Source organism: Aeromonas sp. s9, from assembly GCF_040907765.1.
Taxonomy (GTDB): Bacteria; Pseudomonadota; Gammaproteobacteria; order Enterobacterales; family Aeromonadaceae; genus Aeromonas; species Aeromonas caviae.
Genome location: NZ_JBFOCK010000054.1, coordinates 18,403 through 42,189, shown reverse-complemented (window position 1 = coordinate 42,189; position 23,787 = coordinate 18,403). Strand labels below are relative to the sequence as shown.

Annotated in this window: 25 protein-coding genes; 11 read left to right on the top strand and 14 right to left on the bottom strand. The window is 62.1% G+C overall.

Translation table 11 applies throughout. The features are described from left to right. Positions 1–320: 320 nt before the first annotated feature. Positions 321–860: a gamma carbonic anhydrase family protein gene (locus AB5Y54_RS10785; protein ID WP_368153723.1), complete on the top strand. Its 540-nt coding sequence runs from the start codon at positions 321–323 to the stop codon at positions 858–860. Positions 861–937: 77 nt separating this feature from the next. On the opposite strand, the gene polA is transcribed toward AB5Y54_RS10785, so the two are convergent. Then, complete coding sequence (polA, locus tag AB5Y54_RS10780) at positions 938–3,691, bottom strand: DNA polymerase I (RefSeq protein ID WP_368153721.1); 2,754 nt, start codon at positions 3,689–3,691, stop codon at positions 938–940. Between the two features lie 401 nt (positions 3,692–4,092). Here polA and elbB point away from each other — a divergent pair, with 401 nt between their 5' ends. Beyond that, entirely contained in the window at positions 4,093–4,743 is a 651-nt protein-coding gene (gene elbB, locus AB5Y54_RS10775) for an isoprenoid biosynthesis glyoxalase ElbB (RefSeq protein WP_039041149.1), read from the top strand. Positions 4,744–4,815: 72 nt separating this feature from the next. Here the strand turns inward: elbB and AB5Y54_RS10770 are convergent, their stop codons facing one another. The 4 genes from AB5Y54_RS10770 to AB5Y54_RS10755 form a co-directional block, all read right to left on the bottom strand. Next, positions 4,816–5,025: a cell division protein ZapB gene (locus AB5Y54_RS10770; RefSeq protein ID WP_010672454.1), complete on the bottom strand. Its 210-nt coding sequence runs from the start codon at positions 5,023–5,025 to the stop codon at positions 4,816–4,818. A gap of 221 nt (positions 5,026–5,246) precedes the next feature. Beyond that, entirely contained in the window at positions 5,247–6,527 is a 1,281-nt protein-coding gene (locus tag AB5Y54_RS10765) for a hypothetical protein (protein WP_010672453.1), read from the bottom strand. A 21-nt stretch (positions 6,528–6,548) separates the two neighbouring features. Continuing rightward, positions 6,549–7,328: a serine O-acetyltransferase gene (gene cysE / locus AB5Y54_RS10760; protein ID WP_010672452.1), complete on the bottom strand. Its 780-nt coding sequence runs from the start codon at positions 7,326–7,328 to the stop codon at positions 6,549–6,551. An 8-nt stretch (positions 7,329–7,336) separates the two neighbouring features. Further along, positions 7,337–8,248 carry a cation diffusion facilitator family transporter gene (locus AB5Y54_RS10755; RefSeq protein ID WP_043155671.1) on the bottom strand — a complete coding sequence of 304 codons (912 nt, stop codon included), beginning with the start codon at positions 8,246–8,248 and terminating at the stop codon, positions 7,337–7,339. An 87-nt stretch (positions 8,249–8,335) separates the two neighbouring features. Here AB5Y54_RS10755 and AB5Y54_RS10750 point away from each other — a divergent pair, with 87 nt between their 5' ends. From AB5Y54_RS10750 to trmL, 3 genes are all read left to right on the top strand, one after another. Continuing rightward, on the top strand, positions 8,336–9,031 hold the full coding sequence (locus tag AB5Y54_RS10750; RefSeq protein ID WP_010672450.1) for a response regulator: 696 nt from the start codon (positions 8,336–8,338) through the stop codon (positions 9,029–9,031). Then, on the top strand, positions 9,028–10,383 hold the full coding sequence (locus AB5Y54_RS10745) for an ATP-binding protein (protein WP_053288858.1): 1,356 nt from the start codon (positions 9,028–9,030) through the stop codon (positions 10,381–10,383). Before AB5Y54_RS10750 ends, AB5Y54_RS10745 begins: the two co-directional genes overlap by 4 nt. 70 nt (positions 10,384–10,453) lie before the next feature. Next, positions 10,454–10,918, top strand: a complete 465-nt coding sequence (trmL, locus tag AB5Y54_RS10740) for a tRNA (uridine(34)/cytosine(34)/5-carboxymethylaminomethyluridine(34)-2'-O)-methyltransferase TrmL (RefSeq protein WP_010672448.1) — start codon at positions 10,454–10,456, stop codon at positions 10,916–10,918. 31 nt (positions 10,919–10,949) lie between these two features. Here the strand turns inward: trmL and AB5Y54_RS10735 are convergent, their stop codons facing one another. From AB5Y54_RS10735 to lexA, 4 genes are all read right to left on the bottom strand, one after another. After that, on the bottom strand, positions 10,950–12,320 hold the full coding sequence (locus AB5Y54_RS10735) for an MATE family efflux transporter (protein WP_182955898.1): 1,371 nt from the start codon (positions 12,318–12,320) through the stop codon (positions 10,950–10,952). 14 nt (positions 12,321–12,334) lie between these two features. Beyond that, positions 12,335–12,961 carry an SCO family protein gene (locus tag AB5Y54_RS10730; protein WP_103858479.1) on the bottom strand — a complete coding sequence of 209 codons (627 nt, stop codon included), beginning with the start codon at positions 12,959–12,961 and terminating at the stop codon, positions 12,335–12,337. A gap of 190 nt (positions 12,962–13,151) precedes the next feature. Next, positions 13,152–13,361 (bottom strand): hypothetical protein, encoded by a 210-nt coding sequence (locus AB5Y54_RS10725; protein ID WP_080560358.1) that lies wholly within the window; start codon positions 13,359–13,361, stop codon positions 13,152–13,154. Positions 13,362–13,792: 431 nt separating this feature from the next. Then, positions 13,793–14,419, bottom strand: a complete 627-nt coding sequence (lexA, locus tag AB5Y54_RS10720) for a transcriptional repressor LexA (protein WP_010672444.1) — start codon at positions 14,417–14,419, stop codon at positions 13,793–13,795. Between the two features lie 204 nt (positions 14,420–14,623). Between lexA and plsB the strand changes: the two genes are divergently transcribed. Beyond that, complete coding sequence (plsB, locus tag AB5Y54_RS10715; protein ID WP_010672443.1) at positions 14,624–17,047, top strand: glycerol-3-phosphate 1-O-acyltransferase PlsB; 2,424 nt, start codon at positions 14,624–14,626, stop codon at positions 17,045–17,047. Positions 17,048–17,110: 63 nt separating this feature from the next. Here plsB and ubiA read toward each other — a convergent pair whose 3' ends face one another. Beyond that, on the bottom strand, positions 17,111–17,974 hold the full coding sequence (gene ubiA / locus AB5Y54_RS10710; RefSeq protein ID WP_319873514.1) for a 4-hydroxybenzoate octaprenyltransferase: 864 nt from the start codon (positions 17,972–17,974) through the stop codon (positions 17,111–17,113). After that, positions 17,971–18,522: a chorismate lyase gene (locus AB5Y54_RS10705; protein WP_029313450.1), complete on the bottom strand. Its 552-nt coding sequence runs from the start codon at positions 18,520–18,522 to the stop codon at positions 17,971–17,973. Before AB5Y54_RS10705 ends, ubiA begins: the two co-directional genes overlap by 4 nt. Positions 18,523–18,667: 145 nt before the next feature. On the opposite strand from AB5Y54_RS10705, the gene AB5Y54_RS10700 reads away from it, so the two are divergent. After that, positions 18,668–19,099: a flagellar basal body-associated FliL family protein gene (locus AB5Y54_RS10700; protein ID WP_010672440.1), complete on the top strand. Its 432-nt coding sequence runs from the start codon at positions 18,668–18,670 to the stop codon at positions 19,097–19,099. Positions 19,100–19,155: 56 nt separating this feature from the next. Then, entirely contained in the window at positions 19,156–19,326 is a 171-nt protein-coding gene (locus tag AB5Y54_RS10695; RefSeq protein ID WP_010672439.1) for a hypothetical protein, read from the top strand. A gap of 57 nt (positions 19,327–19,383) precedes the next feature. On the opposite strand, the gene AB5Y54_RS10690 is transcribed toward AB5Y54_RS10695, so the two are convergent. The 3 genes from AB5Y54_RS10690 to AB5Y54_RS10680 form a co-directional block, all read right to left on the bottom strand. Next, positions 19,384–19,722, bottom strand: coding sequence for a DUF2799 domain-containing protein (locus AB5Y54_RS10690; protein ID WP_053288862.1), 339 nt, complete (start codon positions 19,720–19,722; stop codon positions 19,384–19,386). A 168-nt stretch (positions 19,723–19,890) separates the two neighbouring features. After that, positions 19,891–20,013 carry a hypothetical protein gene (locus tag AB5Y54_RS10685; protein WP_010672437.1) on the bottom strand — a complete coding sequence of 41 codons (123 nt, stop codon included), beginning with the start codon at positions 20,011–20,013 and terminating at the stop codon, positions 19,891–19,893. Between the two features lie 265 nt (positions 20,014–20,278). Continuing rightward, positions 20,279–21,301, bottom strand: coding sequence for a LacI family DNA-binding transcriptional regulator (locus AB5Y54_RS10680; RefSeq protein WP_041212112.1), 1,023 nt, complete (start codon positions 21,299–21,301; stop codon positions 20,279–20,281). 252 nt (positions 21,302–21,553) lie between these two features. Here AB5Y54_RS10680 and AB5Y54_RS10675 point away from each other — a divergent pair, with 252 nt between their 5' ends. Genes AB5Y54_RS10675 through AB5Y54_RS10665 form a run of 3 tightly spaced genes read left to right on the top strand, consistent with a single transcriptional unit; the run spans position 21,554 to position 23,637 of the window. Then, on the top strand, positions 21,554–21,997 hold the full coding sequence (locus AB5Y54_RS10675; RefSeq protein WP_053288863.1) for a PTS sugar transporter subunit IIA: 444 nt from the start codon (positions 21,554–21,556) through the stop codon (positions 21,995–21,997). Between the two features lie 35 nt (positions 21,998–22,032). Continuing rightward, on the top strand, positions 22,033–22,320 hold the full coding sequence (locus AB5Y54_RS10670; RefSeq protein WP_042879175.1) for a PTS sugar transporter subunit IIB: 288 nt from the start codon (positions 22,033–22,035) through the stop codon (positions 22,318–22,320). Positions 22,321–22,380: 60 nt separating this feature from the next. Then, the gene (locus tag AB5Y54_RS10665) at positions 22,381–23,637 is read left to right on the top strand and encodes a PTS ascorbate transporter subunit IIC (RefSeq protein WP_368153710.1); all 1,257 of its coding nucleotides are present in this window, start codon (positions 22,381–22,383) and stop codon (positions 23,635–23,637) included. Positions 23,638–23,787 lie beyond the last annotated feature (150 nt).

Genomic DNA, 23,787 nt, shown 5'->3' with positions numbered 1-23,787 from the left:
ATTGCTTGATTCAAATTGTTAAAGAGCGACGCAGCTTTTGGCTGCTGCGGGAGTGGCATTCTACTCAACCGCCTTCTCGAGTCAAGCCTTATTTTACGAGGCTTTTTCGAGGCACCGACAGGCTTGTTTGCGTTGCCGCTTGCCCTGTCGATGGAGGCGCATTATAGGGAGCGAATTCGTTCTGGCAACCCCTCCTCTGCAATAAAATTGCAAAAATCGGCACTTTTTTAGTTATTCATATCCAAGCACAGCTTTTATACAAACTTATCCACAGAAACCGGTGTCGTCTTGCTAGAATGGCCGAAAACAAGGAGGCCAAGATGGACATGCGACTGAGACCTTACAAGGGAAAATGCCCGCAACTGGGCAAACGGGTATATGTGGATCCCTGCGCCACCCTGGTGGGGGATATCGAGCTCGGCGACGATGCCAGCATCTGGCCCATGGTGGCCGCCAGAGGGGACGTCAACCATATCCGCATCGGTGCGCGCAGCAACATTCAGGACGGCACAGTGCTGCACCTGACCCGCAAGAGTGCCAGCAACCCCGGCGGCTATCCGCTGCTTATCGGCGAAGATGTCACGGTCGGACACAAGGCGATGCTGCACGGTTGCACCATAGGCGACCGGGTGCTGGTCGGCATGGGTGCCATCCTGCTGGATGGGGTGATCGTTGAAGACGATGTGATGATCGGGGCGGGCAGCCTGGTGCCACCAGGCAAGCGGCTCGAGACCGGCTTTCTTTATATGGGCAATCCCGTCAAGCAGGCCCGCCCTCTCAAGCCGGCCGAGATCGCCTTCCTGAAGACCTCGGCCGACAACTATGTGCTGCTCAAGGATGAATACCTGCAAGAGGCCTGACCCTGCAGCCACAAACAGGAAGCCCGGCATCATGCCGGGCTTCTCTTCTTATATAGCTATGTGACCATCAGGCAGGATCAGTGGGCCTGATCCCAGTTGTCACCGGTGCCCGCTTCCACCACCAGCGGCACATACAGTTCGGCCGCACCCGACATCTTCTCCTTGATGAGGGCGATGTACTCTTCCAGCTTCTCTTCGCGGATCTCGAACACCAGTTCATCGTGTACCTGCATCAGCATGCGGATCGACTCGTCTTCAATCCCACGGATCCAGTCATCCACGTTGATCATGGCGCGCTTGATGATGTCGGCAGCGGTGCCCTGCATAGGTGCGTTGATGGCGGCCCGTTCGGCAGCTTTACGCAGACCGGCGTTACGGGACTTGATGTCCGGCAGATAGAGGCGGCGACCAAACAGGGTTTCGACATAACCCTGGGCCTCCGCCTGCTGGCGGGTACGCTCCATGTACTCCAGCACCCCCGGGTAGCGCTCGAAGTAGAGATCCATGTACTTCTGCGCTTCGGCGCGACCGATACCCAGCTGCTTGGCCAGACCGAAGGCGCTCATGCCGTAGATGAGACCGAAGTTGATCGCCTTGGCGCTGCGACGCATGTCGCTGGTCACCGCATCGAGCGCGACGCCGAATACCTCGGCGGCGGTCGCCTTGTGGATGTCCTTGCCCTCGGCAAAGGCGGTCAGCAGCCCCTTGTCACCGGAGAGGTGGGCCATGATGCGCAACTCGATCTGGGAGTAATCCGCCGCCACCAGCTTGTAACCGGCGCACGGAATGAAGGCCTGCCGAATGCGGCGCCCCTGTTCGTTGCGCACCGGAATGTTCTGCAGGTTGGGGTCGGTGGACGACAGTCGACCGGTCGCCGCCACCGCCTGGTGATAGGAGGTGTGCACCCGCCCGGTCTGCGGCTTGATCATCAGCGGCAGCTTGTCGGTGTAGGTGGACTTGAGCTTGGCCAGGCCACGGTGCTCCATCAGCAGACGCGGCAGATCATAGGTCTCCGCCAGCTCGGCCAGCACCTCTTCCGCAGTGGATGGCGCTCCCTTGGGGGTCTTTTTGATGATCGGCAGCCCCAGCTTGGTGAAGAGGATTTCACCCAGCTGCTTGGGCGAGGAGAGATTGAACTCCTGCCCGGCCAGCTCGTGGGCCTGTTTCTCCAGCTCTGCCAGACGCACTTCGATCTCCTGGCTCTGCTGGTGCAGCAACTTGGGCTCGATGGTGGTACCGAGTCGCTCCATCCGTGCCAGCACCGGCAGCAGCGGCAGTTCGATCTCGCTGAACACCTTGGCAAGGCCCGGCTCGGCAGAGAGCTTGCCCCACAGCGCCTGATGCAGACGCAGGGTGATGTCGGCATCTTCCGCCGCGTAAGGGGCCGCCTGCTCCAGCTCGATCTGATTGAAGGTGAGCTGCTTGACCCCCTTGCCGGCGATCTCTTCGAACGAGATGGTTTCGGCATTCAGATATCTGCGAGCCAGGGAATCCATGTCGTGGCGGCTGGCGGTGGAGTTGAGCACATAGGATTCGAGCATGGTGTCGTAGGCGATGCCCTGCAGCTCGATACCGTGATTGAGCAGCACGTTGCGATCGTACTTGAGGTTCTGCCCCACCTTGAGACGGGTCGGATCTTCCAGCAGCGGTTTGAGCTTGCCCAGCACCACGGCCTCGGTCAGCTGTACCGGCGCCCCCAGATAGTCGTGGCCGAAGGGCACGTAGGCCGCCTTGCCCGGCTCGATGGCAAAGGAGACGCCAACGACGCGCGCTTCCATATAGTCGAGACTGGTGGTCTCGGTGTCGAAGGCAAACAGCGGCGCCGCCTGCAACCGTGCCAGCCACTCATCGAATTCGGCCTCATCCAGGATGCAGCGATAGTCGGTTTCGATGGCGGCTGCCGGGGCGGCGCCTTCCTCATCACTTTCGGCTTCGCTCTCCTCAGCGCCACCGGACTCCAGCTCTTTGATCAGGTTGCGCAGCTCATACTCGCGATAGACCGCCAGCAGAGCCTCTTTGTCGATGGGGCCAAGCTGCAACTCTTCCAGGCTCTGCTCCAGCGCCACGTCGGTCTTGATGGTGGCCAGCACATAGGAAAGGCGCACCTGCTCTTCCTGCTCGCGGAACTTGTCGGCGAACGCCTTGGAGCCACGGAAGCCGAGCGCAGCCACCTTGTCGAGGTTGGCGGCGATCTCGTCGATGCTGCCGATCCCCTGCAACAGAGCCAGTGCGGTCTTCTCGCCGACACCTGTCATGCCGGGAATGTTGTCCACCTTGTCCCCCATCAGCGCCAGGTAATCGATGATGAGCTCGGGCGGTACGCCGAACTTCTCGATCACCCCTTCCCGATCGGTCTTCACATCCTTCATGGTGTCGATCAGGGTGACATGGTCGGAGACCAGCTGCGCCATGTCCTTGTCGCCGGTGCTGATGAGCACAGGCAACTGTTTCTCGGTCGCCTGACGGGCCAGAGTGCCGATCACGTCGTCGGCCTCCACCCCTTCGACCATCAGGAAGGGGAAACCCATCGCCTTGATCATCTGGTGGATAGGGGCGACCTGGCTGCGCAGATCGTCCGGCATGCTGGCGCGTGTTGCCTTGTATTCGGGATAGATGTCGTCACGGAAGGTCTTGCCCTTGGCGTCGAACACCACGGCCACGTGGCAGTCGGGGTACTGCTTGCGAAGGCTGCGCATCATGTTGGCCATGACACGGACGGCGCCGCTAGGCAAGCCGGTCGAGGTGCGCAGATCGGCCTGCTGCGAGGCAAAGAAGGCGCGGTAAAGATATGAAGAGCCGTCGACCAGAATAAGAGGATTGCTAGAGGCCATGAAAATCGTCCTGCCAAGAATAAACAGCCGCTAGGATGCCACAGGGCCCGCACCACACCAAGGGGACTCCCACCATCACCCCGGCGCACCGGTGGGGCATATTGCTGTGGATAACTCTGTGCTCAAAAATGGCACCATTGCATCACGGCCGTGACAAAGCTGTGGATTAAAACAAAAAATATCTTTTAAAACATTACGTTGAGATCATGAAAACTCAACATGACACACTCATCATGATCTCGATCAATGTGGAAAAAAATTCAAGGGGGGTACTGAGGCAGGATCCAAAACGAAACAATCCTAGCACAGGGAGATGACTTGACCAGCGGAGGTCGAACGATAACCATACAAAAGTACAACAATCTACCCTGGCTCACATTTTCAACAACGAGGAGTCTGTCATGAAAAAAGTGGCCGTGATCTTGAGTGGTTGTGGCGTGTTTGACGGCGCCGAAATCCACGAGGCCGTCATCAGCCTGCTGGCGCTGGCCCGTCAGGGAGCATCCGTTCAATGCTTCGCCCCCAATGTCCCTCAGCTTCATGTCATCAATCACCTGACCGGCGAGGTCAGCGAGGGAGAGAGCCGCAACGTGCTGGTCGAGGCGGCCCGCATCTGCCGCGGCCAGATCAGGGATGTGGCTGAACTGGATGCAGCCGACTTCGACGCCCTGCTGGTGCCGGGCGGCTTCGGCGCCGCCAAGAACCTGTGTGACTTCGCCATCAAGGGAGCAGAGTGCCGTATCCAGCCGGATGTGCTGAAGGCCTGCCAGAGCTTTGCCAGAGCAGGCAAACCGGCCGCCTACATCTGCATCGCACCGGCCATGATCCCGCTCATCTATGGCGCCGGCACCCTGGCCACCATTGGCAACGACGAGGGCGCCGCCAACGCCATCGAAGCCATGGGTGGCAGTCATCTCGACTGCCCGGTGCGCGAATTCGTGGTGGATCAGGAGCGCAAGGTCATCTCCACTCCTGCCTACATGCTGGCCAACAATATTGTGGAGGCGGCGGACGGCATCGAGAAGACCGTCAAACAGCTGCTGGCACTCTGATTGCCCGGCAGACCAAAACAAGCGGGCCGCTCAAGGAGCGGCCCGCTTTCATTCCGGTCAGTCTAGACGGGATCAGATGGCATCGCCCATCTGGTCCATCTTGCCCAGCAGGGCACGCAGACGCTCTTGCCAGGCAACGTGCTCGTTGCGCAGTTGGTGGTTTTCGTCTTGCAGCTTGCTGTTCTGCTCTTTCAGCTCGTCCAGCTCCATCTTCAGCAAGGAGATGTTGTCGACGGCGGATTGTACTTTGGATTCGAGTTGCTCAAGGACTTCTAGTGACATATGCATACCTGTATGTTCAATTGCGATGCCCCACAGAGGGCGATTCAAGCGCGTGGAGCCAGCATACCCTGATGCGCTCGGCACAAACAAGCCAGCACGTTGCAAAATGCGCCCTGCGGCCTGGTATTGCTTAAATATGCGTCGGTTTTTCTCGCAGGCAGCAGGAACCTCGATCCCGGGCGTCCGCCGTGGCATAACCCGCCCTCCTGCCGATGCCACCATCAGCCATGCAAGGCGATGAAGCCCCCCATCATCAGACAGGCCACGGCGTACATCAACAGGCCGTAGAGCAGGTTCCAGCGCAGCAGCAGCCCGGCGCTCAGGTTGTAGCGGGACGCCAGCGCCAGATTGGAGCCGGAGAGCGGGCTCGTCCCGGTCGCCAGACCCCACCCCATGAGGAAGCACATGCCAAGCAGGCTGGGATCCGGTGCCAGCGGCCAGAGCAGCGGCGCCACCCCCGAGATGCTGATGAGAGGATGCACGCCCACTATGGCCACCAGGAAGATCAGCAGCAGGGTCAGGCAGGCTTCCAGCCAGCCGAAGTGGTTGAACAGCGGCAGGCCGTGGCCACTGCCAAAGTCCAGTACTGACAGCGCGCTGTTGATGCCAGCCGCCAGCAGGCCGGCCCCCAGAAACAGCACAAGCTGGCCACCGATCGCCGGGAAGCGCTCCACCACCTGACGCTTGAGAGCAGCCCCTCGCCCCGCTTGCGGCATGAACAGCAACGCCAGCAAGGGCGCCACCAGGGCGATCACCGCCAGAATGCTGAGTCCGGGCCAGAAACGGTGGATCACCAGCACCAGCAGTGCCAGGGTCACCGGTAGCCCCAGGGTCTGGAGCCGCAGCGGATAACCTTCAAAGGTCTCCACGCCGAGTCGCTCTACCTGCCAGGCCGTCAGCCCCATGGCCAGCAAGGCCGCCAGTATGCCAAAAGGCAGTATGCTGCCCAGTTGCAGACCCGGTGCATAGGTGAGGGCCACCGCCATGGCGACGAAGAAGGGGGACCAAAACGCAGCCGCACAGAAGATCCGGCTCAGCACCATGACCTGACGCCGCTCCAGCGTCCCGTTGCGCTCCAGCCGATCGCCGATGATGAAGAGCACCGAAAGATTGATGACGGCCCCCAGCAGATTGAGGCTGGCCATGGTGCTCCACAGCCCCTTGCGACCGGACCAGGAGGCGGTGCCGGTCAAGAGGCCGGAGGTAGCCAGATTGAGGGTGCTCACTGCGGCAAACATGGTCAGCATATTGATGTTCGGCAAGAGCCAGTCACCGGGGCTGAGGCTGGCCCCTCGCCACCAGGAAAAGAGCAGCAGCAGGAGCGCCGCGCCGTAGAGGGCCAGCGCCTGGCGCCGTGCGGCACCCACCAGCCAGGGCCAGGTGAGCAGGGAGGCGGCCCAGGCCGCGATGGCGGCGGGCCAGGGGGAGAAGTCCAGATAAAGGTGCAGCAGGTTGAGCAGCCACATCCCAAGGATCAGAAAGCCTGACCAGCGCTTGACCATACAACGGCCTCGGTCAGGGGATCAGAGGCACTGATCCATGTCCAGGGAAGGTTTGTCGCACTCGGGGCGGCCCACAATCCTGGCAGGCACGCCAGCGACCGTGGTGTGAGGCGGCACCGGGTTGATCACCACGCTGCCAGCACCGATCTTGGCGCCGACGCCCACCTCGATGTTGCCGAGCACCTTGGCCCCCGCCCCTATCATCACCCCTTCCCGGATTTTGGGGTGACGATCGCCACTCTCCTTGCCGGTCCCCCCCAGAGTCACACTCTGAAGGATGGAGACGTCGTTCTCGATGACGGCGGTTTCGCCGACCACGATACCGGTGGCATGGTCAAACATGATGCCCTTGCCGATGCGGGCGGCCGGGTGTACATCCACGCCGAACACCACGGAGATCTGGTTTTGCAGATAGAGCGCCAGGGCACGGCGTCCCTGACGCCACAACCAGTTGGCCACCCGATACCCTTGAAGAGCATGGAATCCCTTGAGGTAGAGCAGCGGGGTGGAGAAGAGGTCGACCGCCGGGTCGCGATCCTGCACCGCGCAGATGTCGGCGGCCACTGCGGCCAGCAGCTCGGGCTCGCTGCGCAGGGCCAGCTCGATCACTTCCCGCAAGGCGATGGCAGGCATGGTGGTGCTGTCGAGCTTGTTGGCGAGCTGGAAGCTCAGCGCCGAGCGCAAATCCCGGTGATTGAGAATGGTGGAATGAAAGAAGCTGGCCAGCATGGGCTCCTGGGCCGCCATGCTCTGCGCTTCCTGCTGAATTTTTTGCCAGGTTCTGGCAACCAGATCATCCATGTTGCAGCCTACTGTTGTTCAGGGTGAGTGCTTTGTCGTTCTTTTGTCAGCACCGAGATGGGGTCCATGTGAATGATCACATCCATCCGCTCGAAGGCCTGGCGGACGGCCAGTTCAGCCTCGTCGGCTATCTGATGGGCCCTGACCAGAGGCAGTTGATCATCGAGTTCCAGATGCAACTGCACGAAACGGGTCGGCCCGGATTGGCGGGTACGCAGGTCATGTACGCCATGCACCCCCTCTACGGCACAGCAGAGGGCCATTATTCTCGCTTGTTCCTCCTCTGGCAACTGACGATCGAGCAGGGCCTGCACCGATTCGTAGCCGATATGGACGGCCCCCCACACCAGGAACAGACCGATCAGAATGGCAAACAGGCCGTCGGCCCAGTACCACCCCTGCCCCGCCAGCACCAGTGCCACCAGCACGCCGCCATTGAGCAGCAGGTCGGAACGGTAGTGCAGCATGTCGGCCTTGATGGCCACACTGTTGGTCTTGCGGATGACAAAGCCCTGGAAGCTCACCAGCAGCAGAGTCAGCACGATGGAGCCGACACTGACCCAGATCCCCGCCTCCAGGCGCACCACGGGCACCTGATTCAGCATCGACGAGATGCCGTGCATCACCAGCAGCAGGGCGGACCCCGAGATGAAGGCCGACTGCACCAGACCCGCCAGGGACTCCGCTTTGCCGTGGCCGAAGCGATGCTCTTCGTCGGCAGGGGCCAGCGCATAACGGATGGCCAGCAGATTGATGAGAGAGGCGCTGATGTCCATGAAGGAATCGGTCAGGGATGCCAGCAGGCTGGATGAATCCGTCATCAGCCAGGCGATCAGTTTGCCCAGGATGAGCAGGGTGGCGGTGGTCACAGCGGCCATGCTGGCCAGGGTGACCCAGCGGGAATAGTGTTGGTGGCTCAAAACCGGCTTTCCTCCGACGCGTAAAAACTTATTATACCCTGACCCGGACGTCAGTTTGGCGTGCAAAATCAACAGAGTGACTCCCAGATGAACAAAATACTCCTGGTCGACGACGATCTCGAACTGACCCAGCTGCTCACCGAAATCCTGACCTTGGAGGGGTTTGAGGTCACCGTCGCCGAGGATGGGGAAGAGGGATTGCAGCGACTGGCAGAACAGGCTTTCGACCTGGTGCTGCTGGACGTCATGATGCCCAGACTCAACGGTTTCGCGATGCTGACCCGGCTGCGCAAGACCCACGACACCCCGGTGTTGATGCTGACCGCCCGTGGCGACAGCCAGGATCGGGTCAACGGGCTGGAGGCCGGTGCCGACGACTATCTCGCCAAGCCGTTCGACGACAGGGAGCTGCTGGCCCGGGTGCGCGCCATCCTGCGTCGAACCCAGAGCCAGGCTCCCCAGCGCGGCGGCAGCTCGGAAGAGGTGCGCTTCATGGATCTGGTGCTGCAGCCCGGCCTACAACAGGCTCGCTGCGACGATCAGTTGCTGGAACTCACCGCCACCGAGTTCGGCCTGCTGGAGTGCCTGCTGCGCAATCCGGGCCAGATCGTCAGCAAGGGCCTGCTCTCCGAGCAGGTGCTGGGCAAGAAGCTCGAACCCTTCGATCGGGCCATCGACATGCACCTGAGCAACCTGCGCAAGAAGCTGCCGGAGCGGGCTGACGGCCAGCCCCGCTTCAAGACAGTGCGGGGACGAGGCTACCTGTGGCTGGAGCAGGCATGAAATCGGCCCGCACCTTCAACGGCCTTTCCACCCAGATCTTCCTCTGGTTCTGGTTCATCCTGCTGCTGGTCGTGGCCGCGGTGGTAATCCTACCCACCCTGGACCCCCGCAACATCATCCCGCTGCCGGCCCACGAGATTACCCGTCTCAACAACAACCTGGCGGCGCTGCAACGGGGCGCGGATCCCGAGCAGGATTTCGATCTGGCCAAGGCCATCGATGCCGCGGGCCTCTTGCCGGTGGACAACATCTATCTACGCGATGCCAAGGGGCAGATGCAGTCCAGCACCCGGCTGAGCAAGTTCGTGATCCGTTTCATGCTCGACTCGGACAACCCGGCCAAGCCCATGCTGGGCAGCGAACACCAGCGCGCCATCGCCGGCCCCTTCCAGATGGTCCATCGCGGCCAGACCTATCACGTCTATTTCGGTCTGAACGTCGAAAACTCCTACCTGTTCCTCTTCATCCAGATCCTGGATCACCCCATCCAGATCCTGGGCATCGCCATGCTGGTCAGCACCCCGCTCTGTCTGTTGCTCGCCTGGCGCCTGACCCGCCCCATACTGCAGTTGCAGCAGTCGGTCTCCCAACTCGCCCAGGGCAACCTGGAAATACAGATCCCCAACCTGGGGCGGCGCGACGAGATAGGCCAGCTGGCCGAACATGTCAGTCGCATGGTCGATACCCTCAAGGACATGATCCAGAAGCAGAAGCAGTTGCTCTCCGACATCTCCCACGAGCTGCGCAGCCCCCTGACCCGCATCCAGCTCGCACAGGCGCTGATCCGCCGCAAGCAGGGGGACAGCGCCGAGCTGGCGCGCATCGAAGGGGAGATAGCCCGGCTCGACAAGCTGATAGGGGATCTGCTGGATCTGTCGCGGGTGCAGCAACATGTGGAGGCGCCGGTGACGCTGCCCCTGGCGGAGCTGCTGGAGCCCATCCTGGACGATGCCATGTTCGAGGCAAACCAGAACGGCAAACAGCTCAGACTCCCTTCCCTGCCCGCCGAATCCCTCACCATGTGGCCAGAACTGTTGGCCCGCGCCCTGGAAAATCCCCTGCGCAACGCCCTCAAGTATGCCCGCGAGTTCATCAAGGTGGACTGGTACCGGGAGGGACGGGAGTGGGTGATGACCATACGGGATGACGGCCCTGGCGTGCCGGTGGAGCAGCAGCCCCGGTTGTTCCTGCCCTTCTTTCGGGTGGACGATGCCCGCAACGCCAAGACCGGGGGCACTGGTCTCGGCCTTGCCATCGCCGCCGAGGCGATCCAGCGTCATGGGGGGACCATCCGGGCCAGCAGCAATCAGCCGACCGGACTGGTCATCACCATCCGTCTGCCCATGCCCTGACCTCCCCCTTTTCATCGGCACGGGTGCTGGGTATGCTGGCGCCCGTTTCGCACCAGCCCAGGATCCTTCCATGCTCGATATCGTGCTCTACCAACCGGAAATCCCCCCCAACACCGGCAACATCATTCGCCTCTGCGCCAATACCGGCTACCGGTTGCACCTGATAGAGCCTCTGGGGTTCGAGTGGGATGACAAACGGGTCAAGCGGGCCGGGCTCGACTATCACGAGTTTGCCGACATCAAGCGCTGGCCTGACTATGAGGCGTTTCTGGCAGCCGTCGCCCCCCAACGGGTCTTTGCCTGCACCACCAAGGGACGCACCGCCCACTCGGCGGCCCGGTTTGCCCCCGGTGACGCCCTGCTGTTCGGGCCCGAGAGCCGAGGCCTGCCCATGGAGATCATCGAGAGCCTGCCATTCGAGCAGCGGCTGCGCATCCCCATGCTGCCCCAGAGCCGCAGCATGAATCTGGCCAACGCTGTCGCGGTGTTCGTCTACGAGAGCTGGCGACAGTTCGACTATTCAGGCTCGCTCTGACCGCTGACGATATTGGCAAGGTGGCCAGGATTCAGACTGACTGCGCCGTCCCCTGCCCCGCTAGCAGCCGTCCATCACGCTCCAGTCGCCAGCAGAGCCAGCCCAGCGTCAGGCCACGACCGGCCATCAGGGCACTCATGGCGGCCCACAGGGCCGCCACACCCCATCCCTGGCAGAACCACCAGATGGGAAAGAAGCCGGCAAACACCGCCACCAGCATGCTGTTGCGCATCTCCCGGGCCCGGGTGGCGCCGATAAAGACCCCGTCCAGCAGGAAGCACCAGACCGCCAGCAGCGGCATGGCCACCAGCCAGGGGAGCTGACGTTGCGCCTCGGCGATCACCGCCGGTATGTCGGTAATGTGACGGATGAGCCAGTGGCCCCCCAGGGCAAACGAGAGGGTGAATGCCAGGGCGATCAGCAGCGCCCAGCCCAGATTGAGGACGATGGCCTCCCGCAGCAGCGGCCGATCGCGCCGCCCGATGGCGCGCCCTACCATGGCTTCCACCGCATAGGCAAATCCATCCAGCCCGTAGGAAATCAGCATCAGGAAATTGAGCAGCACCGCATTGGCGGCCACCGCCACATCCCCCAGCCTGGCCCCCTGCAGAGTCATGAACACGAAGCAGAGTTGCAGGCACAGGGAGCGGATGAAAATATCCCGGTTCAGGGCGAGCAGCCGTAGCAGGGCCGGCCACTGGCGCCAGCGCAGCCAGGCGTTGTGCCACACCCCGGGATCAAGTCGGCGCAGATGCCGGCTCACCAGCCAGAGCCCCACCCCGAGCGTGCTGTAATCCGCCAGCAGGGACGCTGCGGCCACCCCTTTCACCTGCCAGCCCAATCCCAGCACGAACCAGGCATCCAGCACCATGTTGACGAGATTGCCCAGGATCAGCAGCAGCATGGGACTGCGTGCGTCCTGCATGCCCAGCAACCACCCCATGATGACCAGATTGCACAAGGCCGCCGGGGCGCTCCAGATCCGCACCGACACATACTGACCGGCATAGGTCTGTACCTCGGAAGAGCCGCCACCGAGGGCGATGATGGCAGGCAGGAACGGCAACAACAGGAGCAACAGCGCCATGCCCAGTCCTATCGCCAAGCCCAGGGCCCGCGCCAGGGTGTCGAGCTGCCCTTCGGCATGGGCTGCACCTTGAGCCTGGGCGGTCAGCCCTGTGGTGGACATGCGCAGGAAGCCAAGCAACCAGAACAGCAGATTGATGAAGGTCGCACCGACCGAGACGCCGCCGAGAAACCAGGCCTGGCCAAGATGACCGATCACCCAGGTGTCCACCAGCCCCAGCAAGGGCGTGGTGACGTTGGAGAACACCATGGGCAGGGCCAGGGCGAAGACGGCTCCGTGGCGGCGAGGATCCTTCAGCCAGGCGGGAATCAGCATGGTGCGCGCCGGGCTCACTCGCCAGCCAGCCGCACGATGCGCGCGAAGTCGGCCACCATGGTCTGCATGTCCACGTGGGGCACCTCACCCGGTGCCACTTTGGGTCGGAAGGTGGCCACCAGCTTCCCCTCGGGGTTGATCAGCACGATGGAGGCGGAGTGGTCGATCAGGTAGTCCTTGCGATCCCCTTCCACGATGGAATAGACCAGCCCCAGATTGCGGACCAGAGGAAAGAGGGCACTGTGAGGTGCGGTCGCCGCCTTGAACTCGGGCTCGAAGAAGGCGGTATAGCTCTTCAGGCGGGCGCTGTCATCCCGCTGGGGATCCGCCGAGATGAATACCACCTGGCTAGTGGGGGCTATCTTCTTCAACGCCGGATAGACGCTGCGCAGATCTGCCAGCGTGGTCGGACAGACATCCGGGCAGTAGGTGTAGCCGATGAACAGAAAGCTCCAGTGTCCCGTCAGGTTGGCAGGGGTAAAGGGCTGTGCATCCGCATCCGTGAGGGTAAACGGGTTGATGTCTCGCCCCGCCGGGTAGTAATCGGCCTGTTCCGGCACCGCGGGCTGACTCCAGTAATAAGCCGCCGCAATGGCGCCGATGAACAGCAACAGCAGCAGGTAAAAGCGTGGTTTAACCATATAAAACAAAGCCTTGCTTATGTTAGAAGCCCAGGGGGCAAAACCGGTAGGGGTCATTGTAACCCGCGCGCCCCCGCTGATGGCTAGTCTTGCATCCCGGCGGGAAAGCGCCTGTGCCATGGATCTGCCGCATCGGCGCCAAAACAAGAGCCCCGCTCTGGCGGGGCTCTTGTCTGTACAGGAAGAGGGATCAGGGCCGCAGCCTGTGCTGCGGCTGGGCGCGTCTCAGGGGGACGCGCAGCGGGATGACGGGGGCAGTCCAGGGCTCATCCGGCAATCCGATGTCGTGATGACGGCGAAACAGACGAACCAGGCGGACAATCTTGTCTTTGGGGCACCCAAGCCAGATGGTCCAACCATCTCCCTTGTGATAGACCCAGAGCGCATAGAACCATGTCATCCGACTGCCCTTGATGAATCGGGTGATGGAAGATGCGGGCGCTGCGGCCGGCACCGGATCCCACGGCGAGCTTGAAGCCATACCTGTCCTCCTTGCTCAACAGGTCACGCTGACGAGTCTCTTTGTCCTCAACGACGAACCAACCACGGCAGCGTACTGACTGTACGAGTCCCCAGTGTGAGGCGACTCTCCCTTCTGCGCACCGACCCGGCGATCATGCATCCCTGCCATGGCGTGCTGCCCGGTGCGACTCCCCCTTCCCTGATCACCGACCATGACAGGGGCCTTATCAAAGGATATATCCGAAATGCATGTCGTGCGGCGAGACTATGTGCACAGGAAGGAGAAGCGAAAAGGTGGGGAGGGAGATGCCATCGGCAGATGAAAATGAAGAGGCCTCCCGCAGGAAGCCTCTTCATCGCATCGGATGCTTACATCCAGTCAGCGTTGCGGATCACGCCGACCGCCAGGCCCTCTATGGTGAGGTGCTGACTGGCGAGATCCACCTCGATGGGGGAGAGCTCTTCGTTTTCCGGCAGCAGCCACACCTGGCTGCCCTTGCGCTGGAAGCGCTTGACGGTGACGTCTTCATCGAGACGCGCCACCACCACCTGGCCGTTACGTACCTCCTGGGTCTTGTGTACCGCCAGCAGGTCCCCGTCCATGATGCCGATGTTCTTCATGCTCATGCCCTGCACCCGCAGCAGGAAGTCTGCCCGCGGGTGGAACAGGGCGGGATCCACCTGGTAGTGGCTCTCGATGTGTTCCTGGGCCAGGATGGGTTCCCCGGCCGCCACCTTGCCGATCAGTGGCAGGCCGTTTTCTTCAGGCTGCACGTCCTCTTCTTCGAGCAGCAGACGAATGCCGCGGGACGTACCCGGCATGATCTCGATGACCCCTTTTTTGGCCAGGGCCTTCAGATGTTCTTCGGCCGCGTTGGCCGACTTGAAGCCAAGCTTCTGGGCAATCTCGGCGCGAGTCGGCGGCATGCCGGTCTCGTTCATGTTCGCCTTGATGAGCTCGAGTACTTCAGCCTGGCGAGGGGTAAGGGGTTTCATAGCATGGGCACCTGTCTTTTTATACAGCACACTGGCAGTATATACAGTGCTGGGGCCAAGGCAAGGCGCAACTGGCATTTGTCGCGACCCGACGCACATTTGTCCCTCCCCCCGCCCTGAAGTGCCGACTCATCGTACCTCTCGGCGACAAGCAGTCGGTGATTTGCTATGCTCACGCCGCATTTTTTTGGAGAGCAGACGCACATGTCCCTTGGACAGAAGATTTCCAGAGCCATCCTGCAATGGCCGGTCAGCGGCTTGGTCAATCACAAGAGCCTGCCGGAAAACCCCATCACCGAGCTCAAGCTGGATCCGGCCAGACCCATCGTCTATGCCCTGAAGACCAGCTCGATCACCGACCTGATGACCCTGCAACAGTGCTGCGAGGATCTCGGCCTGCCCGGCCCCTTCACGCCGCTGGAGCTGAACGGTCAGCTGCTGCCACGCTACGTCTGTCTGGACCGTCCGCCTCCCCTGTTCGGCACGCGCAACAAGCCGCTCCCCTTCCTGCAGGAGTTCCACCAGCTGCTGGACCTGCACAAGCAGGATCCGGCGCTGGACATCCAGGTAGTACCCGTCACCCTGTTCTGGGGCCGCGCCCCGGGCCGGGAAGGCGAGGAGGCCTCCGGCTGGAACATCATCAGCAGCCTGGCGCCAAACCGCCTGAAGAAGGCGCTGATCGTGATCCTGAAAGGGCGCGAGAACCTGGTGCGCTTCTCCCCGCCCCTCTCCCTGCGCTACATGGCGGACAAGCACGGCACCGACGAGGCCATCGCCCACAAGCTGGCGCGGGTGGCCCGCACCCACTTCAGCCGCCAGCAGCTGGCCGCCACCGGGCCCAAGCTGCCGAACCGCAACCTGCTGTTCAAGCAACTGCTGGATTCGAGCGTGATCCAGCAGGCCATCGAGGAGGAGGCCAGACGGGAAGGAATCAGCCTGGAGAAGGCGCAAAAGCGTGCCCACGGCTACATGGACGAGATCGCCTCCAATTTTTCCTATCGGTTGATCCGCCTCGGCGAAAGCTTCCTCGGCTGGCTGTGGAACAAGCTCTATCGCGGCCTCTCGGTCAACGGAGCAGAGCAGGTGCGTCAGCTGGCCCAGGAAGGGCATGAGATCGTCTACGTCCCATGCCATCGCAGCCACATGGATTACCTGCTGCTCTCCTACGTCATCTACCACCAGGGCATGGTGCCACCCCACATCGCGGCGGGCATCAACCTCAACTTCTGGCCGGCGGGCCCCATCTTCCGCCACGGCGGCGCCTTCTTCATCCGCCGCACCTTCAAGGGCAATCCGCTCTACAGCACGGTATTCCGGGAGTACCTCAACCTGCTGTTTGCCAAGGGCTACTCGGTGGAGTTCTTCACCGAGGGCGGGCGTTCGCGTACCGGTCGCCTGCTGCCCCCCAAGACCGGCATGCTGGCCATGACCCTGCAGGCCATGATGCGCGGGCTGGACAGGCCGGTCACCCTGGTCCCCGTCTACCTCGGCTACGAGCACGTGATGGAGGTGAATACCTACCACAACGAACTCAAGGGGAGCCGCAAGGAGAAGGAGAGCTTCCTGCAGGTGCTCGGCATCCTGCGCAAGCTGCGCAACTATGGCCGTGGCTTCGTCAATTTCGGCGAACCGCTGACCCTCAACAGCTACCTCGGCGAACACGTGCCCACCTGGAAGGAGAGCATCGGCCGGGAGGAGCGTCCCGAGTGGATGGCCTCCACCGTCAACCAGCTGGCCGAGCTGCTGATGACCCGCATCAACGATGCCGCCGCCGTCAACGGCTTGACCCTGAGTGCCCTGGCCCTGCTGGCCGCCGAGCGCCACGCCCTGACCCGGGACGAACTCCAGGCCCAGCTCAACACCTATCTGGACCTGCTCAAGCAGGTGCCCTACAGCCCGCACAGCACCATGCCGGACGAGGACGCCAGGACCCTGCTGGAGCAGGCGATGGAGCTCAACAAGTTCGAGGTGAGCGAGGACAAGCTGGGCCAGATCATCAGCCTGGACCGCTATCAGGCGATCCTGCTCACCTACTACCGCAACAACATACTGCACCTGTTCGCCATGCCCTCCCTGGTGGCGGCCCTGATCGAGCGGTGCGAGGGGATCTCCCGCAGCGAGATCGTCGCCCGCTGTGTCGACATCTACCCCCTGCTCAAGACCGAACTCTTCCTGCGCTATGAAGAGGACGAGCTGCCGGAGCTGATCGATGCCCTGCTGGCCGAGCTGTTGCGCCAGCAACTGGTCGAGGCACGCGACGGCGGCTACTGGGTCAACCCCGGCAACCAGATGCGCCTGCTGCTCTTGGCCGAAAGCATCCAGGAGACCCTGCAGCGCTACGCCATCGTGCTGACCCGCATGCTGGCCCAGCCCCACATCGAGGCGGAGCAGCTGGAAGCGGACGGCCTGATGATGGCGGAACGCCTCGGCACCCTGCACGGCATCAACGCCCCCGAGTTCTTCGACCAGAAGCTGTTCAGCACCCTGATCCACACCCTGCGCAGCGAAGGCTATCTGGATCCGGGCTGCAAACCGGATCTCGGCCGCTTCCAGGCATTGGCCGACAACATAGTGCCGCTGCTCAGCAACAAGATCCGCCGCACCATCCAGGCGGGCAACCGGCTCTGAGGCGTCGACACCCAACAAAAAGGCCGCATCATGCGGCCTTTTTTCATCCAGGAAGGGGGCGGGTTAGAGGGAGTGAACCATCACCCCGAGCAGCACCAGCGCCCCCACGTAGTTGTTGTTGAGGAAGGCCTGGAAGCAGGCTTCCCGCTGCCGCTCCCGGATCAGTCGCTGCTGGTAGACGAACAGCGCCGCCGCCCCCAGCAGTCCCCAGTAATAACCTGACCCCAACCCCATCAGCTGCCCGATCCCCAGCAGGATCAGCAGGGTCGCCAGTTGCAGCGCGCCGATGATCCGCTTGTCGTGGCGGCCAAACAGGATGGCGCTCGACTTGAGGCCAAGCTTGAGGTCGTCATCCCTGTCCACCATGGCGTACTCGGTGTCATAGGCGATGGTCCACAGCAGGTTGGCAAGAAACAACAGCCAGGCTTCCGGCGGCAGGGCATTGGCCTGGGCCGCATAGGCCATGGGAATGGACCAGGAGAAGGCCATGCCGAGCACCAGCTGGGGGATGGGGATGAAGCGCTTCATGAAGGGGTAACAGACCGCCAGCAGCAGACCGGCAAAGGACAGGCTGATGGTGAGCGGGTTCAACGTCAGCACCAGGGCGAACGAGAGAAGCGCCAGCACGGCGAACAGCACCAGCACTTCCCGCTCGGCGACCCGCCCCATGGGTAGCGGTCGCCCGGCGGTGCGTTTCACATGACCGTCGAAGTTGCGATCCGCATAGTCATTGATGACACAGCCGGCGGAGCGCATCAGGAAGACGCCCACCACGAACACGGTCAGGATCCAGGGGTCAGGCAGGCCACCAGCCGCCAGACAGAGCGCCCACAGGGTCGGCCACAGCAGCAGCAGGGTACCGATGGGCTTGTCGATGCGGGCCAACTGCGCATAGGCCAGTCCCCGCTCCTTGGTTAACAGCTTCACTCCAGCTCCTTATCCGATGGCAACGAATGAGACGATAGCGAGGGCAGGAAAAGTTCATGGACCAGCAGTGGCCATTGCCCCAGAAACAGGCGGGAACGACGCCCCCAGACGGTGGCGGCCGGACACCAGGGATTGCTCGCTATCTCGAAACAGGCCAGTTGCAGGTGATCCCGCCGCGCCGGTGCATCACCGAAAATGCGCTCTCCCAGCGGCTGCTCTCCCAGATCCTGCAAACCGCCCCCCTGCAAGGCCGCTTCGGCAAACAGGGTCCAACCCAGGATGGCAGGCCCGCCATCACCGTGCAGGATCACCTCGCGGCACATGCCCACGGGGGCCGACACCGCCACCAGCGCCTGCTCGTCCACCGTCAGCGACACGGCGCGATTGCCGAGCAGTTGCACCGAGAGGTGATGATTGTAACGACGCAGGCGCCGGGTCATGGAATCGGCCTCCAGCAACCAGGGACGCAGCGCCTCGGGCGGTTCGCACTCTGCAGGCGCCCGCCACGGGACGAGCTGGACGAGGGGAACAGTCAACTCGGACTTCACAGCTTCACCATCCGGAGATTTCCGTTGTCAGGTTAAAAACCGGTTTATTATCCGTAAATCAATGGCGAATTGTAAGAACATCCGTGCTTGACGGCCCCGATGGCAGCATCAAAAATGGGGCATCCGTCGCTGCCGAGCCATCCAGATGAAGATCTTCAGAATTCTGCTGCTGTCCCTGGGGTGTACCCTCTTGAATACACAGGCCTTCGCCAATGAGGAAGAGGCCACCGATCCCGCCTCCTCCGCCGTCCAGCCGGGATTCGCCTATCACGCTCTGGATCCGGACATCATCACCAACTACCTTGGCGACGGCAAAACCCTCGGCTATGTACGGGTGACGGTAGAGCTGATGGCCACGGACGCTGCCGACCTCAAGTTGCTGGAGCAGCACGACCCCCTGATCCGCGACGCCATCATCCGGCTGATTGGCAGCAAGACGGGCGCACAGATCAAGTCCCTGGTGAACCGGGAAGAGCTGCGCAAGGAGTGTGAGGCCAAGGTCAACGAACTGCTGGTCAAGGAGACGGGCAAGAAGGCGGTCCGCGAGCTCATCTTCACCAAATACCTGTACCAGTAACCACACCGGGAGGGGTCCTGCCCCTCTCACCCGTTGCATTCACTGTCGAGGACGTCATGGGTCACAAGACGCTGTGTGAGTGGCGCCGTCACGAGATCCCCGCCGATCTCAAGACGCTGCGCAAGATTGTGCGCAAACCCAAATTCGTGTGTGGCAAGTGTGCCCGCAGCGCCAATGACAAGGATTATCTGTGCCAGCCGCTGCGGCTGAAACATAAGGAAGGGTAGGTCCCTCTTCTCACGAAGAGATTCACGCAAGATTTCAGAAGAGAGAGGAAGGCTGATTTATTGATCAGTCCAGCCATGGCGACCCTGTTCAAACAGGCGACGGGCCTGCACGTCGTTGGGACAGACGCCGCGATACTCCTCTCCCGACCGTCCTGCCAGATAGAGATGCTCGGGTCGGCAATACCAGGCCAGCCCCTTCTGGCGACCCAGCTCCCAAAGGGCAAGGTCCACTTTTTCCCCGCACTGGGTCTGGTGAAAAGCAACCCGATCGCCAGCAAAACCGAGCTTGCCGTCCGCCTCTCCCACGTCGCTCCACACCTTCTCGCAAGGGTCGTCGGAGTTGGAAACACAGCCCCCGAGCAGGGCGGCATAAAACATGATGACGAGTGAGCGCATATTCATCCTTGGCGTCGTTGGAATCGTTGTTGAACCGCTGCCTGCCTCGTACAGCGTCATTTGAGCAGTTCATTCTAACCAGCCCGCCCCGTTCTCACCAAGGGCTGCCCCCCTCGCCACACAAAAAATCGGGCGGGCACCAGGCCCGCCCTCAGGCGTTACAGGGAGTCACTGATCGTCGAGAGGGTCATAGTCCTGCCAGCTCTCGTCATCCAGCTCCTCCAGCTCGTCTTCCCAGGATTCCGGCTCCCAGTCATCATCGAGATCGAAATCAGGCGTCTGCGTACCCATGCTCATTCTCCTTGGATAGTGCACCGGCCTACAAAGTCTATCCAGAATAATGGGGCTCGCCAGTGGTTCCGATCAGAGCTTTACCAAGGTGCAGCCAGCCACCTGGAGTCATGGCTCCGGTGGCATCCACGCTCTGCTCCAACCCGGTGACAGACCGGGCGAACACGTCGGCTGGCAGTTTCCGCGCAGGACGACGACGCACCAACCGGGTCTTCGGTCACAACGCCTTGAACATGCTTGCCTCGCCCTGTCGTGGCATCGCTCCTCAGGTGCTCTGGCGCTTTTGCAATTGAAAATCCAGGGCGAGGCTCATGCCGGCCACCTCCTCGCCCGCCAGCTGGCGCAGGATCAGCTCCGCCGCCTCCCTGCCCATCTGGTGATAGGGGATCCTGACCGAAGTCAGCGCAGGATGACAGGCGCGCGCCACATCCAGATCGTCGAAACCGGCGATGGCGAGCTTGCCCGGCACGCTCAGATGGCGGCGCTGGCATTCGAACAGCACCCCGGCCGCCAGCTCGTCGTTGACGCAGATCAGCGCATCCAGTTCGGGCCAGCGCAGCAGAAACTCCCCCAGCATGGCCGCCCCCGTGCTAAAACTCGGCAGCTCAGAGGTATTGATGATGGCGTCCGGGGAGAGGTAGTTGTCCAGCAGCGCCTTCTGCCAGCCCTGCATGCGCTGCTGCAGCATCCACTGCTCCTGGCGGGCACAGAGAAAGCCGATGTTGCGATGACCGCGCTCGATGAGGTGGCGGGTCAGCTGATAACCGGCATCGAAGTTGGAGACCCCGACGTTCATGTCGATGGGATGGCGCGCCATGGCTCCCACTTCCACCACCGGCAAGCGGGCCGCCTGCAGGCGCTGCCGGATGACCTCCCCGGGATCCCCCCCAAACAACACCACGGCGGCCGGATTGTGCTGCAGGAAATTGCTGAGCAGGCTGGCCTCCTGCTGCTTCAGGTGCTGGGCATCCCCCAGCATGATCTGGTAGCCCTCGGCGAGCAGGGTCTGCTGCAGCCCGGCAATCATGTCACCGCAGGCGCGCTCCGCCAGGCTGGGGACGATGACCACTATGGTCTGGGAAGTAGCGGAAGCCAGCGCTCCCGCCGCCCGATTGGGGATATAGCCGAGTTCATCCACCGCCGCCTCGATGCGCTCTCGCATCTTGTCTGACACCAGCTCGGGGGTGCGCAGGGCGCGCGACACCGTCATGGCTCCCACGCCAGCCAACTGAGCCACGTCGTTGAGGGTCACCCGACCCGTGCTGCGGCGTTTTTTCGCTTCTGACATCCTTTCCCTTCCTCGGCATACGGGCATTCACTTTAAGGCAAAAGCGGGGCACTGACTATTTGCTCAAACCGGATTTTACCTTCTTTGAGGCCGATAAGGGGCAGGATGAATCCCTTCTGTGAGAGAAATGATAGCGCTATCACAGATCAATGTTAGCGCTATCTGGTAGCGCTAACTTTCGCGATCAAGCTCACAGTTATCAAAGGGCAAGATCGCTAGATTGGCGCCATTCTATCCAGTCCGGACACTGCCATGCTGACCCAATTGCTGACCGAGGAGGTCATTTCCATCGAAGCGGGCGCCCGCGACTGGCACCACGCCATCGAGCTGGCCACCGCCCCCCTGCTGGCCAACGGCACCATAGAGCCCTCCTATGTGGCGGCGCTCTATCGCTCCCACGAGGAGCTCGGCCCCTACTACGTGCTGGGACCGGGCCTGGCCATGCCCCACGCCCGCCCGGAAGACGGCGTCAACCGGTTGGGACTGGCGCTGACCGTGCTGAAGGAGGGGGTCAACTTCGGCTCCGAGGGCAACGACCCGGTGCGGCTGCTGGTCACCCTGGCTGCCAGCGACAGCAACTCCCACGTGGAGACCATCGCCCAGCTGGCCGAGCTGTTCATGAATGAAGAAGACGTGGCGGCCATCATGGCGGCCACCAGCAAAGACGACATCCTGCGCATCCTGGCGCGCTACTGATCTGCGCCACGGCGCACCTGACAGAGGAAGAGAGCATGAAAATTCTGGTTGTATGCGGACACGGCCTGGGCACCAGCCTGATGATGGAGATGAGCATCAAGAGCATTCTCAAGGAGCTGGCCGTGACGGCCGAGGTGGATCACCGGGATCTCGCCTCCGCCGGCAGCGAGAGCGCCGAGATCTTTGTCGCCACCCGCGACATCGCCGAACAACTGGTCAGCATGGGTGTCAACGGTCGGCTGGTATCGCTGGACAACATGGTCGACAAGGCCGCCATGAAAGAAAAACTCGCCATCGCCCTGCGCGAGCTGGGCGCACTCTAACCCCTTTGCGACTGTCTGGGCGGCTGGTGAGCCGCCGCTTCCATCTGCTTGGAGCTGACCATGGAATTTTTCAATTTTCTGATGTTTGACGTGCTGTCGGAGCCGGCCGTGCTGGTCGGCCTCATCGCCCTCATCGGCCTGATCGCCCAGAAGAAACCGGTGACCGAGTGCATCAAAGGCACGGTCAAGACCATCATGGGCTTCGTCATCCTGGGGGCTGGCGCCACCCTGGTGGTGAACTCCCTTGGCGACTTCGCCACCATCTTCCAGCACGCCTTCGGCATCAAGGGGATGGTGCCCAACAACGAGGCGATCGTCTCCATCGCCCAGCAGTCGTTCGGCAAGGAGATGGCGATGATCATGTTCTTCGCCATGCTGGTGAACATCCTGATCGCCCGGCTCACCCCGTGGAAATTCATCTTCCTGACCGGTCACCACACCCTGTTCATGTCGATGATGGTAGCGGCCATCCTCTCCGCCGGCGGCATGAGCGGCATCCCGCTCATCGCGGTGGGCAGCCTGGTGGTCGGCGTGACCATGGTGCTGTTCCCGGCCCTCGCCCACCCCTACATGAAGCAGATCACCGGCTCCGATGACGTGGCACTCGGCCACTTCTCCACCTGCTCCTACGTGCTGGCCGGCTGGATCGGCGCCAAGTTCGGCAACAAGGCCCACAGCAGCGAAGAGGTGCAGGTGCCCAAGAGCCTGCTGTTCCTGCGCGATACCCCGGTGGCCATCTCCTTCACCATGGGCATCATCTTCCTCATCACCTCCGCCTTCGCCGGCCCCGAGTTCGTCGCCAGCGTCGCCAAGGGCAAGCACTGGTTCATGTTCTCCCTGATGCAGTCCATCACCTTCGCCGCCGGTGTCTACGTCATCCTGCAGGGGGTGCGGATGGTCATCGCCGAAATCGTGCCGGCCTTCAAGGGGATCTCCGACAAGCTGGTGCCCAACGCCAAGCCGGCGCTCGACTGCCCCATCGTCTTCCCCTATGCCCCCAATGCGGTGCTGATCGGCTTCCTGTCGAGCTTTGCCGCCGGTCTGGTAGGCATGGTGCTGCTCTACCTGATGGGGTTCACCGTCATCATTCCGGGCGTGGTGCCGCACTTCTTCGTCGGCGCGGCGGCCGGGGTGTTCGGCAACGCCACCGGCGGCCGTCGCGGCGCCCTGCAGGGGGCCTTCGCCAACGGCCTGCTGATCACCTTCCTGCCGGTGTTCCTGCTGCCGGTACTGGGAGATCTGGGCTTTGCCAACACCACCTTCAGCGATGCCGACTTCGGTGTGGTGGGGATCCTGCTCGGCCTCATCGTACGCTGATCACTCTTGCTCATCGGGGGCATGGCCAGCGGTGCCATGCCCCCACTCATCTTCCCGCACTGCCAGCCGGGCCCCACCAGCCCGAACAACGTCGAAAATATGTGCAAACACAGTGCGTTGGATCGGATTTTCACCCCATAGCGGCAGCAT

What these genes read in the sequence shown, in the direction of transcription:
- AB5Y54_RS10785 (WP_368153723.1), top strand. Translation starts at nt 321, where the DNA reads ATGGACATGCGACTGAGACCTTACAAGGGAAAATGCCCGCAACTGGGC.
- polA (WP_368153721.1), bottom strand. Translation starts at nt 3,691, where the DNA reads ATGGCCTCTAGCAATCCTCTTATTCTGGTCGACGGCTCTTCATATCTT.
- elbB (WP_039041149.1), top strand. Translation starts at nt 4,093, where the DNA reads ATGAAAAAAGTGGCCGTGATCTTGAGTGGTTGTGGCGTGTTTGACGGC.
- AB5Y54_RS10770 (WP_010672454.1), bottom strand. Translation starts at nt 5,025, where the DNA reads ATGTCACTAGAAGTCCTTGAGCAACTCGAATCCAAAGTACAATCCGCC.
- AB5Y54_RS10765 (WP_010672453.1), bottom strand. Translation starts at nt 6,527, where the DNA reads ATGGTCAAGCGCTGGTCAGGCTTTCTGATCCTTGGGATGTGGCTGCTC.
- cysE (WP_010672452.1), bottom strand. Translation starts at nt 7,328, where the DNA reads ATGGATGATCTGGTTGCCAGAACCTGGCAAAAAATTCAGCAGGAAGCG.
- AB5Y54_RS10750 (WP_010672450.1), top strand. Translation starts at nt 8,336, where the DNA reads ATGAACAAAATACTCCTGGTCGACGACGATCTCGAACTGACCCAGCTG.
- AB5Y54_RS10745 (WP_053288858.1), top strand. Translation starts at nt 9,028, where the DNA reads ATGAAATCGGCCCGCACCTTCAACGGCCTTTCCACCCAGATCTTCCTC.
- trmL (WP_010672448.1), top strand. Translation starts at nt 10,454, where the DNA reads ATGCTCGATATCGTGCTCTACCAACCGGAAATCCCCCCCAACACCGGC.
- AB5Y54_RS10735 (WP_182955898.1), bottom strand. Translation starts at nt 12,320, where the DNA reads ATGCTGATTCCCGCCTGGCTGAAGGATCCTCGCCGCCACGGAGCCGTC.
- AB5Y54_RS10730 (WP_103858479.1), bottom strand. Translation starts at nt 12,961, where the DNA reads ATGGTTAAACCACGCTTTTACCTGCTGCTGTTGCTGTTCATCGGCGCC.
- AB5Y54_RS10725 (WP_080560358.1), bottom strand. Translation starts at nt 13,361, where the DNA reads ATGACATGGTTCTATGCGCTCTGGGTCTATCACAAGGGAGATGGTTGG.
- lexA (WP_010672444.1), bottom strand. Translation starts at nt 14,419, where the DNA reads ATGAAACCCCTTACCCCTCGCCAGGCTGAAGTACTCGAGCTCATCAAG.
- plsB (WP_010672443.1), top strand. Translation starts at nt 14,624, where the DNA reads ATGTCCCTTGGACAGAAGATTTCCAGAGCCATCCTGCAATGGCCGGTC.
- AB5Y54_RS10700 (WP_010672440.1), top strand. Translation starts at nt 18,668, where the DNA reads ATGAAGATCTTCAGAATTCTGCTGCTGTCCCTGGGGTGTACCCTCTTG.
- AB5Y54_RS10695 (WP_010672439.1), top strand. Translation starts at nt 19,156, where the DNA reads ATGGGTCACAAGACGCTGTGTGAGTGGCGCCGTCACGAGATCCCCGCC.
- AB5Y54_RS10690 (WP_053288862.1), bottom strand. Translation starts at nt 19,722, where the DNA reads ATGCGCTCACTCGTCATCATGTTTTATGCCGCCCTGCTCGGGGGCTGT.
- AB5Y54_RS10685 (WP_010672437.1), bottom strand. Translation starts at nt 20,013, where the DNA reads ATGGGTACGCAGACGCCTGATTTCGATCTCGATGATGACTGGGAGCCG.
- AB5Y54_RS10680 (WP_041212112.1), bottom strand. Translation starts at nt 21,301, where the DNA reads ATGTCAGAAGCGAAAAAACGCCGCAGCACGGGTCGGGTGACCCTCAAC.
- AB5Y54_RS10675 (WP_053288863.1), top strand. Translation starts at nt 21,554, where the DNA reads ATGCTGACCCAATTGCTGACCGAGGAGGTCATTTCCATCGAAGCGGGC.
- AB5Y54_RS10670 (WP_042879175.1), top strand. Translation starts at nt 22,033, where the DNA reads ATGAAAATTCTGGTTGTATGCGGACACGGCCTGGGCACCAGCCTGATG.
- AB5Y54_RS10665 (WP_368153710.1), top strand. Translation starts at nt 22,381, where the DNA reads ATGGAATTTTTCAATTTTCTGATGTTTGACGTGCTGTCGGAGCCGGCC.